Origin of the sequence: Ferruginibacter sp. (assembly GCF_028288465.1) — a bacterium.
Classification (GTDB): Bacteria; Bacteroidota; Bacteroidia; order Chitinophagales; family Chitinophagaceae; genus Ferruginibacter.
In genome coordinates this window covers 299,315-318,083 of record NZ_JAQBNR010000021.1, presented here as the reverse complement: position 1 = coordinate 318,083, position 18,769 = coordinate 299,315, and the positions used below count along the sequence as shown (strand labels likewise).

The 18,769-nt window shown below is 42.4% G+C and carries 11 protein-coding genes; 1 reads left to right on the top strand and 10 read right to left on the bottom strand.

The features are described 5' to 3' along the window. Positions 1–234: 234 nt before the first annotated feature. On the bottom strand, positions 235–726 hold the full coding sequence (locus JWR61_RS10560) for a hypothetical protein (protein ID WP_301927776.1): 492 nt from the start codon (positions 724–726) through the stop codon (positions 235–237). 107 nt (positions 727–833) lie between these two features. Then, positions 834–3,497, bottom strand: coding sequence for a valine--tRNA ligase (locus JWR61_RS10555; RefSeq protein ID WP_301927775.1), 2,664 nt, complete (start codon positions 3,495–3,497; stop codon positions 834–836). Positions 3,498–3,767: 270 nt separating this feature from the next. Here JWR61_RS10555 and JWR61_RS10550 point away from each other — a divergent pair, with 270 nt between their 5' ends. After that, positions 3,768–4,760 (top strand): cation diffusion facilitator family transporter, encoded by a 993-nt coding sequence (locus JWR61_RS10550; protein ID WP_290337774.1) that lies wholly within the window; start codon positions 3,768–3,770, stop codon positions 4,758–4,760. A gap of 15 nt (positions 4,761–4,775) precedes the next feature. On the opposite strand, the gene JWR61_RS10545 is transcribed toward JWR61_RS10550, so the two are convergent. The 8 genes from JWR61_RS10545 to JWR61_RS10510 form a co-directional block, all read right to left on the bottom strand. Continuing rightward, positions 4,776–5,489 carry a VIT1/CCC1 transporter family protein gene (locus tag JWR61_RS10545; RefSeq protein ID WP_301927774.1) on the bottom strand — a complete coding sequence of 238 codons (714 nt, stop codon included), beginning with the start codon at positions 5,487–5,489 and terminating at the stop codon, positions 4,776–4,778. 202 nt (positions 5,490–5,691) lie between these two features. Then, on the bottom strand, positions 5,692–6,609 hold the full coding sequence (locus tag JWR61_RS10540; protein ID WP_301927773.1) for a sugar phosphate isomerase/epimerase: 918 nt from the start codon (positions 6,607–6,609) through the stop codon (positions 5,692–5,694). A 209-nt stretch (positions 6,610–6,818) separates the two neighbouring features. Further along, positions 6,819–8,054, bottom strand: coding sequence for an ornithine--oxo-acid transaminase (gene rocD, locus JWR61_RS10535; protein ID WP_301927772.1), 1,236 nt, complete (start codon positions 8,052–8,054; stop codon positions 6,819–6,821). A gap of 366 nt (positions 8,055–8,420) precedes the next feature. Next, positions 8,421–9,944: an aldehyde dehydrogenase family protein gene (locus JWR61_RS10530; protein ID WP_301927771.1), complete on the bottom strand. Its 1,524-nt coding sequence runs from the start codon at positions 9,942–9,944 to the stop codon at positions 8,421–8,423. A 159-nt stretch (positions 9,945–10,103) separates the two neighbouring features. Then, positions 10,104–12,005: a TonB-dependent siderophore receptor gene (locus JWR61_RS10525; RefSeq protein WP_301927770.1), complete on the bottom strand. Its 1,902-nt coding sequence runs from the start codon at positions 12,003–12,005 to the stop codon at positions 10,104–10,106. Positions 12,006–12,130: 125 nt separating this feature from the next. Beyond that, on the bottom strand, positions 12,131–12,946 hold the full coding sequence (gene panB / locus JWR61_RS10520) for a 3-methyl-2-oxobutanoate hydroxymethyltransferase (RefSeq protein WP_301927769.1): 816 nt from the start codon (positions 12,944–12,946) through the stop codon (positions 12,131–12,133). A gap of 277 nt (positions 12,947–13,223) precedes the next feature. Beyond that, positions 13,224–17,654 (bottom strand): PKD domain-containing protein, encoded by a 4,431-nt coding sequence (locus JWR61_RS10515; RefSeq protein WP_301927768.1) that lies wholly within the window; start codon positions 17,652–17,654, stop codon positions 13,224–13,226. 162 nt (positions 17,655–17,816) lie between these two features. Then, positions 17,817–18,695, bottom strand: a complete 879-nt coding sequence (locus JWR61_RS10510) for an exopolyphosphatase (RefSeq protein WP_290337765.1) — start codon at positions 18,693–18,695, stop codon at positions 17,817–17,819. Between the last annotated feature and the right edge of the window lie 74 nt (positions 18,696–18,769).

Below are 18,769 nucleotides of genomic sequence, written 5' to 3'. Positions count from 1 at the left end.
TTGATTGCCCAATCAATTATTTCTGTGCGTTTCAGGAGGAAAACAAATATTATTTGTAAGCAGTGGCAGCAAAAATTAAAAATACAATAATTCAGGGTAGGATAAGGATTGCCTTGTATTTTATTTATTAACAGATGTAGCTGGCAATGAATAATTTTCAAGTGTGATAATACCAAACAGAAGGCTCATGCAATATAGCTTTTGCAATTTAAGTTGGAGACAGGAAGATTGAAATTATTGAATGGTAATTTTTAATTCAGGCGCAAAAAAACGCCGGCCCAGTTTATCCAATACAATGATGTCAAAAAAGTAAAGCGATTCTCCTGAATGCAATGATTCGGCAATATTGGTTTGCCATACTTCCGGTAAAGGGGTAGTATCAAATTGTCTTGATACAATATCCGATTGCGGTGAAGTTTTGCCGGTTTCTTCATCTTCGGTGATGCCGATTCTTTTATAGGTAAACTGGTAAGATGCTACGGTATAAGCACTGTTTTTGCTGTCTGCTATTTTTAATGGCTGGCTGATTAAATTTTTCGCCTCTTCCACGCCAGCCACGGCCGTACTGCCGGAAAGGTTGCCGAGCAAGGTTTTTACGACCGGAGGTTTAAATTTTGCAGCAGTTTTGGAGGCAGTCTTCGCAGGCGCCTGTGCAATAGTCCTGCTACAGGTAAAAAGGGTTGCAACGAACAGTAAAGAATAAGCACAAAATTTTCTTATCATCATAACTTTAAAGATAAAACGAAATTATGGTAACAATAGTGTGACAGCTATCCCACAAGGCGCCAAAGAAAAAAAATGTATTTATTTTAACCAAAATTGGTGCAGTCAACTTAATTCAACCCTGCAAGACCTTCTTCAATAGTTTTAATTCTTGCTGCAGCGTCAGACAATTTTTTACGTTCCAGCTCTATTACTTCCGGCTTTGCATTTTGTACAAATTTTTCGTTGCTTAATTTCTTTTGCACGCTGGCAATAAATCCCTGCTGGTGAGCCAGGTCTTTCAATAAATCAGCTTTTAAAGCAGCGCTGTCCAGCTTCTGTTCACTTTCTATGTAAAATTTATTTTGCTCTACTGCAACTACAATGCTGTTGGCAACAGTATCATTGGTATAAAAAACAGCGGCCGCATTTACCTGTTTGCTGATGATGTTTTCAATAGCTTTAAACGCAGCGCTGTCTTCAGTCTGAATGTGGAGTTGAATCGTTTCTTTCGGCTTCAGCTGATTTTTATTGCGTGCATCTCTTAAAGCAGAAATTACCTGTTTCAGTAATTCACCCTGTTGCAAAACCGGCACGGCTGCAGCAATGGTTGGTGCATTTTGCGTAACGCATAAATCAGTTGACTGCTGCCTGAGCAAATGATAAATTTCTTCTGAAACAAAAGGCATAAACGGATGAAGTAACTGCATCAGTTCTTCAAAAAAAGCAACAGTAGTATTGAATACAGCGGCTTCAACAGGTTGTTCAAAGCCGGGCTTAACCCATTCTAAATACCAGCTGCAAAAGTCATCCCATATCAATGAATAAATTGTCTTTAAGGCTTCGCTCAAGCGAAATTGATGCATCAGTATTTCCACTTCTGCCTTTACCTCGTTCAGCCTGTTGGTAAACCAGTTGATGGCAAAACTATTGGTATCAGAAGTGTCATTATCATCAGCAACTCTTGCTTCCCACATCTTAACCAGTTTTAGCGCATTCCACAATTTGTTATTAAAATTGCGACCTTGTTCCAGTGCGCTTTCATCAAACATCAGGTCGTTACCGGCAGGGGAGGATACCATGATTCCAAAACGAACCGCATCTGCACCATAGTTATCAATCAGCGCCAGCAAGTCAGGAGAGTTGCCCAGCTGCTTGCTCATTTTTCTGCCCAGCTTATCCCTTACCATGCCGGTAAAATACACATCTTTAAAAGGCCGTTGTCCTGCATATTCGTAACCCGCCATAATCATACGTGCCACCCAAAAAAAGAGAATATCCTGCCCTGTGACCAATGTTGTGGAAGGATAATAATAAGCAATATCATCATTGCCCGGGTGACTGATGCCTTTAAATACTTCCATCGGCCAAAGCCAGGAAGAGAACCAGGTATCCAGTACGTCTTCATCCTGCTTTAATTGCAATCCAATTGTTTCCGGTTGATTGACGTGTAATGCCTCCAGGCTTTCTGCAACATATACATTGCCCGCTTCATCATACCAGGCGGGTATTTGCTGGCCCCACCAGAGCTGGCGGCTGATGCACCAGTCTTTAATATTCCCCATCCAATGGCTGTACGTATTTTTTAACTTCGCCGGGTGAAAGGCAATGGTGTCATCACTTACAGCCGACAGTATCTCCGGATTATTGGCAATAAATTTCTGCATATCAATAAACCATTGCAGCGATAAACGGTGTTCAATTACTGCGCCGGTTCTTTCACTGGTGCCAACCTGTCCCTTGTACTCTTCTGTTTTTTCAATCAATTGTAATGCACTGATGTCTTCCACAATTTTTTTACGTAAAGCAAAACGGTCAACACCCACATAACTCAAAACAAGTTCCGAAGGATTGTCTTCCATCAAGTTTTCAGCAGTAAATTTTCCCGAAGCGTCCAGCGTGTCAATTGCTTTCAGGTTATGTTTAATGCCGAGCATGTTATCATTCTTATCATGCGCCGGTGTAATTTTTAAAGCCCCCGTACCAAAATCCATGGTAACATATTCATCTGCAATAACAGGTATCACCCTGTTGATGATGGGTACCAGTACGTTCTTACCAATAAGGTTTGTATAACGTTCGTCTGTGGGGTTTACACAAATTGCAATGTCGCCCAAAATAGTTTCAGGCCTTGTGGTAGCTACCGTAAGGCCAGCGCCTGACGGCTGGCCATCTTTATCAGTCAGCAAATATTTTACATAATATAGTTTAGAATCAACCTCTTTAAAAATAACTTCCTCATCGCTCAACGCCGTAAGGCTTACCGGGTCCCAGTTAACCATTCTTTTGCCCCGGTAAATAAGTCCTTTACCATGCAGATCCACAAACACCTTCATCACGCTCTGGTAATAATCTTTATCCATCGTAAAGCTGGTGCGGTTCCAGTCTAAACTACAGCCCAGCTTTTTTAATTGCTGCAAAATAATACCGCCATATTTTTCTTTCCATTCCCAGGCATAGGCTAAAAATTCTTCTCTTGTTAAAGACGATTTCGCGATGCCTCTTTCCCTCAACATGCCCACCACTTTTGCTTCGGTAGCAATGGATGCATGATCCGTTCCCGGCACCCAGCAGGCGTTTTTGCCCTGCATTCTTGCACGGCGAATTAAAATATCCTGGATGGTATTATTAAGGCAATGGCCCATGTGCAGCACACCGGTAACGTTTGGTGGCGGAATTACAATCGTATAAGGTTCCCGTTCGTCGGGTGTGCTGTTAAAATAGCCTTTCTCCAGCCAGTGCGCATACCATTTGGCTTCTGCTTCTCCGGCAATAAAATTCTTACTCAGTTCCATGTTAAAAAGGTTTTGTCCGGGCTACAAAGCAGTGTGGAACACCGTTGCATCGCCCTCTTGTACCGCATACCATTGCGGTACTTTTATTATGTTATAGATGGCAGCCTGCTATTTTGCCAATGTTTGCAAAGGTATGGATTGCGGCAACAAATTAAACAGCAAAACAGGGGGTAAACGCCAAAACAAAAAGGAAACTGTTTTGGTTAAATCAAAATCTTTGCCGGTTGCCAAGATGATACAAGTTATCTTTGTTCCCTAAAAAATTTTTTCTTGTACAAAGCGCAGCAAAATTTACGGCTTCAAAAAATAATAACGCTCATCGGCATTGTTCTTTTTATCATGAAGGTAATCGCCTGGTATTTGACCGGTTCGGTAGCTATTTTAACCGATGCATTGGAAAGTACTGTGAACGTAGTGGCCGGCCTGATTGGTATTTACAGCCTGTATGTTAGCGCCAAACCAAAAGACACGGATCACCCTTATGGTCATGGCAAAGCCGAGTTTCTATCAGCAGCTATAGAAGGTACGCTGATATCCGTTGCAGGTTTAATTATTGTATACGAAGCTATCAATAACTTACTCCATCCGCATCCCATTCAGCAACTGGATTATGGTATCTGGATTGTGGCTGCAACAGCCGTCATCAATTATTTCACCGGCAGTGTTTGTATCAACACAGGTAAAAAAAATAATTCGCTTGCATTAATTGCCAGCGGCAAACACTTGCAAAGCGATACCTATTCTACTATTGGTATCATTGCCGGATTAGTGTTGCTGTATTTTGTAAAATTGTGGTGGATAGATAGTGCTGTAGCCATTCTTTTTGCATTCATCATTATGTTCACCGGTTATAAAATTGTACGTACATCCGTAGCCGGTATTATGGATGAAGCCGATACTACTTTACTGGAAAAACTGGTGGTAACATTAAACGCCAACCGCAAACCCAACTGGATTGATCTGCATAACCTGCGCATTATAAAATATGGTGGTACCATTCACCTGGACTGTCATCTTACTGTGCCATGGTATATGAATGTAAATGAAGCGCATCATGAAATCGATCAGTTATCTGACCTTATAAAAAATGAATACGGCGACTCGATGGAATTATTTGTGCACTCGGATGGTTGTCTTGAATTCAGTTGCAGGATCTGCACAAAAGATGATTGCCCGGTAAGGCAACATCCGTTTGAAAAGAAGATTGAATGGACGATGGACAATATTGTTTCCAATAAAAAACATACGGTTGACACAGCCTGATTCTTTCCAATATTTTTAATGACCTTCAAATAGTTTGGCAACTCCAAAGGCAGCAGCAGCAGCAACCGCACCGATAAGCATCACTTTTACGGCGCCCATCAATGGGTTTACGCCAGTGATTTTACTTTTAAAATAACCGAATATGAAAAGACAGATTAGGGTAGCTACGACAGATATTTTTAATGCTTCGGTTGAATCAGTAACGAAAAAGTAAGGACTTAAAGGTATAATACCACCTGCTATATAGGCGAGGCCAATATTCAATGCACTTTTGGTAGCCCGCTTAGGATCTGGTTTTTCAAGACCTAATTCATACTTCATCATAAAATCTACCCAACGGTCTTTATCCTGTGCAATTTCTTCTGTAGCCTGGTTTTGCAGAGCCGGACTTAAACCTATATTGGCAAAAAATTCTTTTGTTTCTTCAATCTCCAGGTGGCGCTTGTTTTCAACCTCATCGTATTCTCTTTTCACCTCGCTGCTATAATGATCCTGTTCGGTTTTTCCTGCCAGGTAGCCGCCCAACCCCATGGCTATGCTGCCTGCGCAGATTTCTGCAATGCCGGCGATAACAATAATGGTACTACTGCTAACAGCACCGCTTAAACCTGCAGCCAGTGCAAATGGAACGGTAAGGCCGTCACTCATGCCAATAACAATATCGGTGAGCATTTCGGAGCTCTTTAAATGGCTTTCAATATGTGTGTCGTGGTGAAGATGGGTGTCCATTCGATGGTTGTTTATTGGGGCGTAAAGATATTGAAAAGGTGAACGCAAAGCCAAAAGTAAAAATGCAGGAAGCTAAGGCAAAATTCAGAAGTAAAAAGTCAAAAACCGCCGAGCTCGTCGTTTATTAAAATCATTATCAAATTTAGTTAGCCGTAACGTCATTCTATTATCCATTATGCAATTATCAATTATCCATTAATTCCTATCCATTAAAATGCGCCCTCATCACTTTTGAATAATGTGCAATGGCTTTTTCCGGTGCTTCAATTTCAGGGTGCCATAATTTTTCCCATTCAAAACTAAAGTATCCTTTGTATCCATCCTTATATAAAATATCGATGGCTTCAAAAATGGGTGTTTCACCTTCACCTAAAAAAGTATAGTGCTCTTTGCCATCGGTAACTTTTAAATCTTTAATATGGGTATGATGAATGTAATTTTTTAACGCCGCATATACGGTAGCAGGCGGCTCTTTTGTCACCGACCACATATTAACAATATCCCACACGAGGCCAACATTGTTGCCTGCCGCAGCCTGCATTATCTTTTGCAGATCTTTCACGTAAACAAGCTCTCCATGCGACTCGAGCACTACTGTTACATTGCTTCCCTTTGCATATTCGCCCAGTTCAATCAAACCCTGTGTAATCAAATCAATGGTAACATTGCGGTCGACTTCTTTCGGCAAATTGTTCGGGAATACCCGAACGTTGGGACAATCTATTTTTTGCGCCAGGTCAATAAAACGTTTGGCATCGTCCAGGTTTTTCTTTCGCTCAGTTGCATCACTATGGTGCATTGCCGCAGATGAACCAAGATCTGAAAAATGCAACCCTTTTTCCTTCATCAGTTTGTTGGTTGCTGCGATACTTTCTGCGCTGCTGAATTCTTTGCATTTATTCAAATCGAGCTCACGCAAAATGCCCCGCAATTCAAGACCAGCGAATTTATTTGCAACCGCAAAGTCAACAATTTGCTGAAAGGTCCAGTCGGGGCAACCGAGCGTAGAAAAAGAGAGCAATGGCATTTTCTTTTTCAGATCAAAAGAACTGCCTGTAACAGCCATGGCAAGTAGAAATCCGGAGGTCTGTAGAAAATCTTTGCGGGTGGTATGTTCCATAAATGAAAGTTTTATTAAATCAGTTTTTAAAATTAAGCAATTCAGCAGATCATGGAGGTATAAAAATAAAGCCGGAATCAATATCCGGCTTATAAATTATTTAAATGAAATTGAAAGTTTGACTGGTTCAAGCTCCATCATATTTTCGGGTTTTGCCAAATGCCTGGGCTAAATTGTTCATACAGACCATGTGCATCTTTGTTGAAGTTCTATCCCAACGTCTTCAAACTTCTATCAATAATACTCACGCAATCTATCACCTGCTCTTTTGTTATCAGCAACGGTGGCGCAAAACGTATCTTGTCGCCGTGTGTTGGTTTGGCTAACAACCCGTTTTCTTTTAGGGTTAAACACAAATCCCATGCGGCTTCCGGGTTGCTGTGTTTTATTACAATGGCGTTCAATAATCCTTTTCCCCGTACCAGTGAAATAAATGGCGAGTTCAGTTTTCGTATTTCGCTGCGTAATAATTCGCCCATTACTTCGGCGTTCTCGCACATGTTTTCATCTTTCAAAACTGCCAATGCTGCAATGGCCACAGCGCATGCCAGCGGGTTGCCACCATAGGTGCTGCCATGTTCGCCGGGCTTGATAGTCAGCATGATTTTGTCGTTTGCAAGTACTGCACTTACCGGCAATACGCCACCACTGAGCGCCTTGCCGAGAATTAAAATATCCGGACGAACATTTTCATGATCGCATGCCAGCATCTTCCCGGTACGGGCTAGCCCTGTTTGAATTTCATCCGCAATCATCAGCACATTGTATTCGGTGCATAAATTTCTCACACCGGTTAAATATCCTTCATCCGGTACCATTACGCCCGCTTCGCCCTGGATCGGTTCAAAAAGAAAGGCAGCCACATTTTTATCCTGGAAAGATTTTTCCAACGCCGCCAAATTATTGTAGTCTACAGTAGTGTATCCGCCGGTGAAAGGGCCGAAATTATTTTTAGCAGAAGGGTCAGTGCTGAACGTGATTACGCCCGTTGTGCGGCCATGAAAATTGCTTTCGCAGGTTACAATCACCGCCTGGTTCGGGGCCACTTTTTTTACTTCATAGGCCCATTTGCGGGCAAGTTTCAATGCCGTTTCAACCGCCTCAACTCCCGTGTTCATCGGCAGTACTTTATCATATCCAAAATAGGTTGTTATAATCTGTTCATACTCGCCCAGCAAACTGTTGTGAAAGGCCCTGCTGGTAAGAGTTAGCTGGCTGGCCTGCCTTGTGAGGGCAGCAATTATTTTTGGATGACAATGCCCCTGGTTGACAGCTGAGTAGCCACTTAAAAAATCATAGTAACGTTTACCACCCACATCCCACACAAAAACACCTTCACCCCGATTTAATACAACCGGTAAGGGATGATAATTGTGTGCCCCGTATTTTTCTTCCAGGTCAATATAATGTCGCGTATTGGCGGATAAGTTGATAGTTGATTGCATGATGATAAAGTTGACTAATTAATAAAAGCTATTAAATTCAATAAAGTGGGCGGAAATAGAAAACCTCCTCTCCGGCAATGGGAGAGTGAGCGAAGTGTGAACTTAGTGATTCAGCAAATCAAGATTATTGCTGAGAAAATAGGATATGTTTTGCGAAGATTTGATGGTAATAATTTTTGTGCAAGATATAAAAATTATTTGAAAAATGGATAGAACGCTGATTGCGCTGATTTTGCGGATTTGCACTGATTTTTTGATGGAATGCTGATGAGACTGATTTTACGGATTGACACTGACAAAAAAGCCTTCCTTAATTATCCGTTTTAGATCTGTTTCATCTGCGCCATCAGCGTTCCATCCGGTATTTTATAAATCAAACTTAATTCCCTGTGCCAGCGGTAATTTATCTGTGTAGTTGATGGTATTGGTTTGCCTGCGCATGTACACTTTCCAGGCATCGCTGCCGCTTTCCCTTCCACCGCCGGTTTCTTTTTCGCCGCCAAAAGCACCGCCGATTTCAGCACCTGAAGTGCCGATGTTTACGTTGGCGATACCGCAATCGCTGCCTGCTGCAGAAAGGTATTGTTCTGCTTCCCTTAGGTTGTTGGTCATAATGGCCGATGATAGCCCTTGTGGTACACCATTCTGCATGGCGATGGCTTCTTCCAGTGTTTTGTATTTCATGAGGTATAAAATAGGAGCAAAGGTTTCATGCTGTACGATGGCGTAACTGTTTTTTGCTTCGGCGATACAAGGCTTTACATAACACCCACTTTCATAGCCCTTGCCTTTTAATACGCCGCCTTCTACAACAAAATTACCACCTTCGGCCTTGCATTTTTCAATGGCATCTTTATACATTTCAACGGCCATGGTATCAATCAACGGACCTACATGATTTTTTTCATTCAAAGGATCGCCGATCTTTAACTGCCCGTAGGCATGCACTAATTTATCTTTAAATTTATTGTACACTTTTTCGTGAATGATGAGCCTGCGGGTGGAGGTGCAGCGTTGTCCTGCTGTACCTACTGCACCAAAAGCGGCACCGATCAATGCCATGTCAAGGTCCGCATCTTTTGAAATAATAATGGCGTTGTTACCGCCCAGTTCCAGCAAACTCCGGCCGAGCCTTCCTGCCACGGCGGCTGAAACTGCTTTGCCCATTCTTGTGCTTCCTGTAGCGGAAACAAGCGCAATGCGGGAGTCATTGCTCATCCATTCACCAACAATTCTGTCGCCGACAATTAAATTATTTACACCTTCAGGTACATTGTTCTTCTTGAAAACTTTTGCAGTAATATTCTGACAGGCAATAGCACACAAAGGTGTTTTTTCGCTGGGCTTCCAGATGCAAACATCTCCGCAAACCCATGCCAGCATGGTATTCCAGCTCCAGACTGCAACCGGGAAATTGAAAGCGGAGATGATGCCGACGATGCCTAACGGATGATATTGTTCATACATCCTGTGGCCCGGTCTTTCGCTATGCATGGTTAATCCGTGCAGCTGGCGGCTTAATCCAACGGCAAAATCACAGATGTCAATCATTTCCTGTACTTCGCCCAAACCTTCCTGTAAACTCTTGCCCATTTCGTAACTTACCAATTGGCCAAGCGCATGTTTTTGTAACCTTAATTCTTCACCAATCTGGCGGACGATGTCGCCGCGTTTGGGCGCCGGCCAGGTTCTCCACTCTGCGAAAGCAGTTTGTGCCTGTTGTACAACAGCTTCATAACTTTCTTTATCTGCACTTTTTACGGAGGCAATTAATTGGCCATCCACGGGAGAATAGGAATCTATGGCCGCGCCTTTTGATGAAAGCCATTTTGTTCCGGTTGATACGCCTTTATTTTTTTGCTGTACTTGTAATTGAGAAAGGAATTGCATAAACTATTTTTTACAAAGTTACGATTGTAAAGTTGTTGATTTGCAGATGCTATTACTTGTACTTTACACGCTTTGGTAAAGCTCAATAAAAATTTACTGTAAAAGAGTGCGACGCCAATGCGGCACCACAAAGCTTCCTGGCCCGGCCCAACAACATTTTTAAAGATCAATGTTTACGCCGGCAGTTGTCCATCTGCGTGGCATAATGCTTCCCAGCAAATCGCTGTATTTGATGTTGGTAATATTGTTGGAAGCAATGAATAACTGTAATTTCCGGTACAGCATATAACTGAGTTTTGAGTTAAGTAAAAAATAGTTGCTTGAAATAGCCGCGTTGATGGCCGGAGCGTTAAGAGCGCCCCTGTTTTTGTACACCATGTTAGCGGATAGACTGGCTTTTTTATACTGGTATAAAAAAGTTGACTGCATGAGTGTTTTCGCGTGGGATATTATATAAAAAGATGGCACGGGGTCTGTGCTGACCGAATGCAGGAAAGTAATGCCCGCATTGATATACAAGTGCTGCTGCCGGCTAAATGCTTGTTCGTAGGTCAGCTCAATTTCCACACCGGATGTTTTTACTTTTTTGATATTTTTTGCCAATGCATAGGTACCGGTTGGCGAAAGATTTTCTTTTCTTGGCATGTCGCTGTAAGGGGTGGTTACAAAGTCAATCACATTGTGCTGGTTTCTGTAAAAGCCAGTGGCGCTTGCTTTAAAACGATTGTTTAAAATAAGGTCTGCGCCTGCTTCGTAGCTCCAGGCATTTTCTGTGGTAAGATCAGGATTGCCAATGCTGCCTCCACTTACAAAACTTTTGTTGTAATTGTTGTACCGCTCCGTAAAGTCGCCGCCACGGATACTTCTGCCAGTGTTGGCACGCAATGTTATATTTGATAACTGCCAGGAAGCGCTTAACTGCGGCAAAAGCGCCGTTCCATAATTTCCATCTTTGTCTAACCTTAAGCCGGGTGAAATTTTGACCCGGTTTTTTGAGTACACACCTGTTGCAAACAAAGCGCCATGAGCGGTTGCATGATTGCCGCGATCGTTGGAAATGATGAACCTTTTATCGAGCTGCATACCAGTGTTTAGATTAAAATGTTCACTTAATTTTTGTGCATACACATATTGTAACAACAGTAAATGAGAGCGGTTGTCATTGGCGGCTGAAGCGGCATTATAAACATAATGATCGCTGGTGTTTTTATACAATACATCCAGTTGCTGACTGTGTTTTTTTGACTGTTGCTTTAACTGGGCCTGGTTCCACCAGGTGTTTACCCTTTCTGTGGCGGTATCACTTTTAAAAGTGGTGTAGAAATTTTGTGCTGCAAAATCCCTGGTATCGTAACTGCTGCGTAAGGCCAGCTGCCAGTTGTTTTTTAATGCCATGGCCACTGAACCGCTAAAAGTATGGTTATGAATATAGCCCCGGTTACTGCCTCTTAAAAGCTGGCCCGATGTATTGTTACTTAGTACACCTATTGAACCATTTAATTTTTGCCCGGTGCCATGCCATCCCGCTGTTCCATTTACCAAACCATATTGCCCCAGCGAAACACCGATGTTTTCGTGGTTACTTTTTTCTTTCACCAACTTGTTGAAGGTTTTGGTAATGATGTTGATGACTCCGCCAACAGCCTCGGCACCATAAACTGCGGCAGCGGGGCCGCGTAATACTTCTATGCGTTCAATCTCATACGGCGCAATGGGAACATAAGATGAAAAGTGCCCGGTGATTGGGTCGTTTACCTTAATACCATCCAATAATACCAATACCTGTTGAAAAGTGCCACCTCTTAATACGATATCGCTCTGGGCGCCCATCGGCCCCCGCGACTGTACTTCAACACCTGGAATGTATTTTAATAACTCATCAATGGAGTGTACACTTAACTGGTTAAATATTTTACCCTCCATTACTGTAATGGAGCGCCCGGTTTCACTTGCTTTTTGAGGAGTTCTGGCAGCCGTAACGGTGATCGGATTTAACTCAATTATTTGAGCGGCAAGGTTAGTAGTAATTAATATGCAAATGAAGAAAAGAATGCTTTTCATAAATTATTTTTGGAAACAGGCGCGGGACAGCTTAACAAAAATAAATTTGAACTGTGCGCAGATGTTGTAAATATTTAGATAGAAAATGCTTGTCAATAGTTCAGGAGATATTGACAGAACACATATTAATACTGTTCATTTTCGTTAGGGAAATCTTTGGTTTTAATATCTGACACATACTGTTTGATGGCACCTGTTATCTGCTCATCCAGATTTAAATACCTGCGTAAAAAACGCGGCTTAAATTCCGTGTTAATGCCAAGCATATCATGCATTACCAGCACCTGTCCGTCGCAATCACCGCCCGCGCCAATGCCAATGGTTGGTATGTGTAAACTTTCCGACACTTCTTTCGCCAATATCGCCGGAATTTTTTCGAGTACGATGCCAAAGCAGCCGGCTTCCTGTAAAATAAGGGCGTCTTTTTTTAATTTTTCGGCTTCGGTGTCTTCAGTAGCCCTTACTACGTAAGAGCCAAATTTATTGATGGACTGGGGCGTTAAACCGAGGTGCCCCATTACAGGTATGCCGGCACTGACGATCTTTTTTACGGAGTCAATGATTTCCTCGCCGCCTTCCAGCTTTACTGTGTGGGCGCCGCTTTCCTTCATGATGCGGATGGCAGATGCGAGGGCGATATCAGAGTTGGATTGATAGGAACCGAAAGGTAGATCTACGACCACAAGACACCTTTCCCTTGCCCTTACAACGCTTTGTGCATGATAAATCATTTGATCAAGGGTTATAGGAAGGGTAGTGGCATGGCCGGCCATTACATTGCTGGCACTATCGCCAACTAAAATGACATCAATGCCTGCCGAGTCAAATAATTTTGCGAATGAATAATCGTAGGCAGTAATCATGGAGATTTTTTCTCCTGCTGCTTTCATTTTCTGAAGTGTATTGGTGGTTACTTTTTTGTATTCTGTTTCTGCGCTCATTTGTTTGCGTGTGGATTTTTAACTGCTGTTGTGAATTATTGCTTAGTCGTGAGCGAAGGAAGGAATTGACTCTGCGTTAGAATAAAACAAATCCGGGAATGATCGCCGGTGTAAATGTAGAGAATATTTATAAAAAATCATCGCAAACCAACGTTGAAATCAGGAAGGCTTTTTACAAGCACGTGCTTGCAGATAAATAAAAAATTAAAGAATGCAGTAACCCGCGGACTGTTGCGATGGATTATTATTGATTAAGTATTTGAAACAGGAACTGATTTTATCTCACCAAAACTACTGTGCCATTCCGGTTAAATGACCCTCCGGACGGGCATTCCATTTGAGCAAAGTAGGCATAGGTACCAACAGGTAAAGGCTCACCCCTGAAAGTCCCATCCCAGCCTGCAGACCGTTCGCTCGCGATAAAATTATGGCGCTCAAATACCGTCGACCCCCAACGATTGTAAACGATCAAATGCTTCACCACCGAAATGCCTCTGATGTTGAATACATCATTTTTGCCATCCCCATTGGGCGAGAAGGCCGCAGGAATAAATACCCTGTTTTCCTGGCATTGCAGTTTAAGTATTACCTCTGCAGATGCACTACATCCGTTGCTGTTTGTTACAGTGAGGGTATAATTTTTTTGTGCCAGTGGTGTACTCACCGGCGATGGGCAGTCGCTGCAACTGAGGTAATCGGCAGGCATCCAGTTCCATGTAATTACGTCGCTGCTGCTTGTACTGTTCAGTGGTATTTGAGTGCCCAGCAAAATGTCCGGCACCTGCGCAACACTAACTGTGGGTAGTGCTAAAACCGCAATCTTTATTATTGCTGTATCACTAAAGCATTTATATTCGTCCGTTCCGGTTACAGTATATGAAGTAGTTTGTAAAGGGCTTGCTACCGGGTTACTAATGGCAGTATTGCTTAAGCCGGCGGTATTGTTGATCCATTGGTAAAATGCGGCGCCGGCAATGTTCATTTGGATGGACTTGCCAAGGCAAACGGCAGCATTGCTGCCGGCAGTTAATTTGCCAGGTTGAACAACAGTAATTTTTTGTGCAGCGCTGGATGAACATCCGGTATTATCTTTTACTGTAACAGTATAAGTGGTGGTAACGGACGGGCTTGTCGCAGGTGAGGCGATGGATGCATTGCTTAAACCAACCGCCGGCGACCAGGAGTAAAATGAACCTCCGGAAGCGGTAATATCTAATTGCTGCCCCCGGCAAATCCTTGGATCCTGGGGAATGATTTTTATAACGGGGTCAGGGTGAACCAGAATAGTATCTGCAAGAGGAGTAAATGCGCTGCAGCCATTGGAATCTGTGAGTACCATCAACGGTATAAAACTGCCGGGATGATTGTACTGGTGATTTGTAGTAAGGTTGCCGTTGCTAACAATGGTGCCGTCCCCATAATCCCATACATATGATAGCGCATTTTTTGTGGTGATGGTAAATGTGGGCGTTAAACCAATGCAGCCTTCGTTTTTATTTGTTTTAATACCCCCTTGTGGCAGCTTAATCAGCAGCGAATCTTTGAACGTGCCGGTTAGGCCACTGGGTCCATATACATACAGCGTGATGATGTATTTGCCCGGTTGCTCATAGATATGACCAGGGTAATTTAAGTTATCGGCAGAAGTGCCATCTCCAAAATCCCATTTTACTGAAGTATAGCTGGTGGAGTTGTTAGTCATTTTTACCAAAACAGGCGGGCAGCCAGCCCCGGTTAAATACATTTTATCAAAAGTAAATATTGGTATAAAATTGCTCACAATAATAACCTGCGAAGTGGTATCAGTACAACCGGTGTCAGGATTGGTGGTTATTAATTGTACAGTGAACTGGCCGGGACGTTGATAGGTATGTTGCGGAGAGTAGTCGGTGGAAGAAATGCCATCGCCAAATTGCCATTTGTATTGTGTATTGTTGCTGTTATAGTTATTGGTATTGTTATAAAAATAAACCGGCAGCGTAATGTAAGTATTGCTGGTAGAAGGGTAGAATGCAGCTTTAGGACCGTTCACTGTAACATACTGGCTGTAAGATGGAGTAGTGGTACTGCAACCCGAAGCATCAACAACAGTAAGACTTACATAATAATAACCAGGGTTGCTGTATGTATGCCTCACCAGGCCGCCTTGTGCAACTGTTTCCACTGCACCATCACCAAAATTCCATTGCCAGCTTACGATTTTATTATTGGTATTGGAAGTATCTTTTAAAACGATTGGCAATTTAAAACACACATTATCAGTCACCACTTCAAAGCCAGCCTTTGAACCTTTTATTGCAAGCGGTATAAAATTAGTAGTGTCGGGGCATTGAAAGGAAGATGACCTTAAAATGATCCTTAAAGCTGTTGTGTTTGTCGAAAAATTACCCAATGTTCCCTTAAAAGAATTTGACCAGTAATAATTTGAGTCGTTATCTCTGACAATATAACCAGTGAATGCGCTGCCATCGTTGTATTCCAGCTTTTCAAAGTTATAATGATTGTCGTAGGAGGGATAAGCAGGATTGTTCTGAAGTTTGCTGATTTGTATATGAACATTTCCGTCACTGCAAACTTGTGTTGCACTGGCAGTGAGCAATGGAGTTTGTTTCAGTAACACTTTGGTATATATGGAATCTCTGACGGTGCATTGGCCATTAGTATTAATAAGTACAGCTTTATAGCTTCCTGTTGCGTTATACACATGATTTACGGATGGACTATCCGCAAAAAATGTTTTCGTAATTCCATCTCCAAAATCCCACGTCCAGGTGTTTGCTTTTTTCGATTCCTGGGTAAATGTTACCATACCCCTTGTGCCTGCACAGGTATTTGCCTGGCTGGTAATTCGGGGAAAAGGTGGTAAAACTCTAATATAATTAGTCCTGGTGATGGTATCCCGGCAATTGCCCCGGTTGGCTACAATAAGGGTAACTGTGTAAGTACTGTCATAAAGGTATTGATGCGTTGGGGAACTTCCGTAATTGTAACCAGGGTAATTATTGTCGCCGAAATCCCAGTAATAGTCGGTATCTGCACCTTGGTAAACAGCGTTGAAGGTTACCGGCGAATTGCCACAAATAGTGGTTGAGCCTGCTGAAAAACTGGCTTTTGGCATCAGATAAACGGCAACAGTTCCATAAGTGGCCGTGCCGCTGCAGCCGGTTTTTGTTTTATAGGTGAGCGTAACAGGCCAGTAACCGCCAGTGTTAAATAGATGGCTGGGTTGCGCTTCGGTCGAAAAGTTTCCATCGCCAAAATTCCAGTTGTATTGAATAATGGAATCTGAACTAGTTGTAGTAAACTTTAAAGAGTAGGGGCCACAGGTTGGAGCTGTTCCGTTGGACGTAATGCTTACGTAAGGCCCCGTAATGCTAACGTATTGGTTTGCCGTGGAGGTACATCCGGCGGCGTTGGTAACCCTTAACGAAATATAATGATCGCCATTATTGATATAGGTATACGACGGGGCCTGCAATACAGATTGTATATCTGTTAAATAATATTGATTAAAATTCCACTCCCATTTTACCGCAGAGGCAGTGGTATCTTTAAAGTTAACCTTAACCGGTGCATTGCATTCACTCGTTTTGTTGGTAATAAAACCATTCAGGTTGGGCACTTCATTTATTACCGCTTTTTTAGATGCAGAATCCCTGCAGCTGCCGAACGTATTTTTGAGTTCAATGGTATGTGCTCCGGTTACTGCAAAATTATAGTTTAAGCTATTGTCATAATAATAGGCATAGGCTGGCACACCATCAACAAACCATTCTGTTGTGGAGGCTATAGGTGTACTGGTATTATTGAAAACAATATTAAAACCCTGGCATATCAGTGATGGAACCGTAAAATCAGTTTTAAAATTGTCTACATTAATATATCCGCTTTGCGTGTTAACGGCCACACATCCTTCTGAACTGGTAACGGTTAACGTTACGGTGAAAGTACCTTTGGTTTTAAAGGTGTGTGAAGGTGTTATGAACGTTGAAGTGGTGCCGTCACCAAAATCCCACAAATAGGTCAAAGTGCCGGGACCATAACTAGTATTAGTAAATTCAACAGCATCAGTTACCCTGCACAAAAAAGTTCTGCTGGCGCCGAACACGGCGCTGATAGCAGGTAAAATAGTCAGGATGTTATCTTTCTGAATAGTTTTAGTACAGCCATAACTGTTACCAACGGTCAGGCTCACACTTACTTTTTGAGGAATCGTGTAGGTATGTGCCGTGGCTGAATTATACCCTTGTTGCGTATTCCCATCCCCAAAATCCCACGTATAAAGATTGCTGCCCTGGGTAGTGGTGGCATTAAAATTAACCGTCACCGGTAAACATCCTTTAACCGGGGAAACGGTAAAATCTGCCAGTGGAGGGGTATTGACTGTAACCTGTTTTGTTTTGGAACTGGTGAAGGAACCATCACTGACTGTGAGCGTTACATTGTATGTTTTTTCTTCGATAAAAATAGCTCCGGGGTTTGCAATGAAAGCACTGTTGCCATTATCAAAATCCCAGGTATAAATTGCCGCAGCAGAAGCGCCCGAAGAAGTATTGGTAAAATTTACGGCGAGCGGCGCACAGCCGTTACTTTTATCCAATGTAAAATCAGCAGTAAGTTGCGCCGTTGCATTGGCGCAATACAATAATATGATCAGCGTAAATAATAAAACAGGCTTGTTGTGACGGGCAGTACGGAATAATGGCATAAGCAGGTTGGACAAAATTGCTGTTAAAGGTCTGTGCAATATAAACATTATTTTTTAAAATGTTATATCGCAACCTTATCGCGTCTACAATTTAAACAATCTGAATTTGGTATAAAATAATTAAGTTTTAATGATGATGGGCAATCTTTTTAGCAGATCAATCTACTTTACCTCATCCCATAAATGCCGGATCAATCCATCTGCCAAACCAATTTTAGGTACGTAAATAGCTTCGGCTCCGGCCCATCGCATAGCATTGATGTAGATCTGGATAGCAGGTATCAACACATCAGCCCTGTCTGACCTTAAGTTATAGCGGTTAATTCTTTCATCCAGCGTTACACTGCCGAGCTCTTTATAATAATCTCTCAATAATTCCAGCGATAAAGGTTTGCCATCTTTTTTCTTACTCATGGAAAACACTTTGTTGATGTTGCCGCCGCTTCCGATGGCTACCACTTCCTTTTGACCTTTCGTAACTGCACGGATATTGTCTTTCATATCATCCCAGTTGCTGTCTGTTACCATGTTTTTAAGTAAACGGATGGTGCCAATATTAAATGATTTTTTATAAGTGAGAATGCCGTTGCTAAAAAACGAAAGTTCTGTGCTGCCTCCGCCCACATCAATGTATAAGTAACTATGATCCTTATCCATGTTTTCCGCCACATGGTTTTCATATACCAGCCCGGCCTCGAGGTCGCCGCTGATCACTTCAATTTCAATGGAGGTTTCCATCTTTACCTTTCGGATTATATCCGCGGAGTTTTTTGCATCCCGCATAGCACTGGTGGCGCAGGCTTTAATATGTTCCACCTCGTAGGCATTGCATAAATGTTTATACGCCTTCATGGTTTGCAACACCATCCCTATTTTTTCCTTGGAGATAAAACCGTATTCAAAAACGTCAAAGCCCAGGCGCAGTGGTATTCTTACAAGATTAAGCTTATTGAACGCATCGCTGCCTTTTTCATTTTTTATGACCTCTGTTATCAAAAGCCTTGCTGCATTACTGCCGATGTCGATGGCTGCTAATTTCAATATCCTGTCTGTTTATTGTATGATGGTTTAAATGTGTCACAAATATACCATTGAATTAGTCTATTGACGCAATC

Coding starts and splice junctions, on each gene's coding strand:
- JWR61_RS10560 (WP_301927776.1), bottom strand. CDS start 726: ATGATGATAAGAAAATTTTGTGCTTATTCTTTACTGTTCGTTGCAACC.
- JWR61_RS10555 (WP_301927775.1), bottom strand. CDS start 3,497: ATGGAACTGAGTAAGAATTTTATTGCCGGAGAAGCAGAAGCCAAATGG.
- JWR61_RS10545 (WP_301927774.1), bottom strand. CDS start 5,489: ATGGACACCCATCTTCACCACGACACACATATTGAAAGCCATTTAAAG.
- JWR61_RS10540 (WP_301927773.1), bottom strand. CDS start 6,609: ATGGAACATACCACCCGCAAAGATTTTCTACAGACCTCCGGATTTCTA.
- rocD (WP_301927772.1), bottom strand. CDS start 8,054: ATGCAATCAACTATCAACTTATCCGCCAATACGCGACATTATATTGAC.
- JWR61_RS10530 (WP_301927771.1), bottom strand. CDS start 9,944: ATGCAATTCCTTTCTCAATTACAAGTACAGCAAAAAAATAAAGGCGTA.
- JWR61_RS10525 (WP_301927770.1), bottom strand. CDS start 12,005: ATGAAAAGCATTCTTTTCTTCATTTGCATATTAATTACTACTAACCTT.
- panB (WP_301927769.1), bottom strand. CDS start 12,946: ATGAGCGCAGAAACAGAATACAAAAAAGTAACCACCAATACACTTCAG.
- JWR61_RS10515 (WP_301927768.1), bottom strand. CDS start 17,654: ATGCCATTATTCCGTACTGCCCGTCACAACAAGCCTGTTTTATTATTT.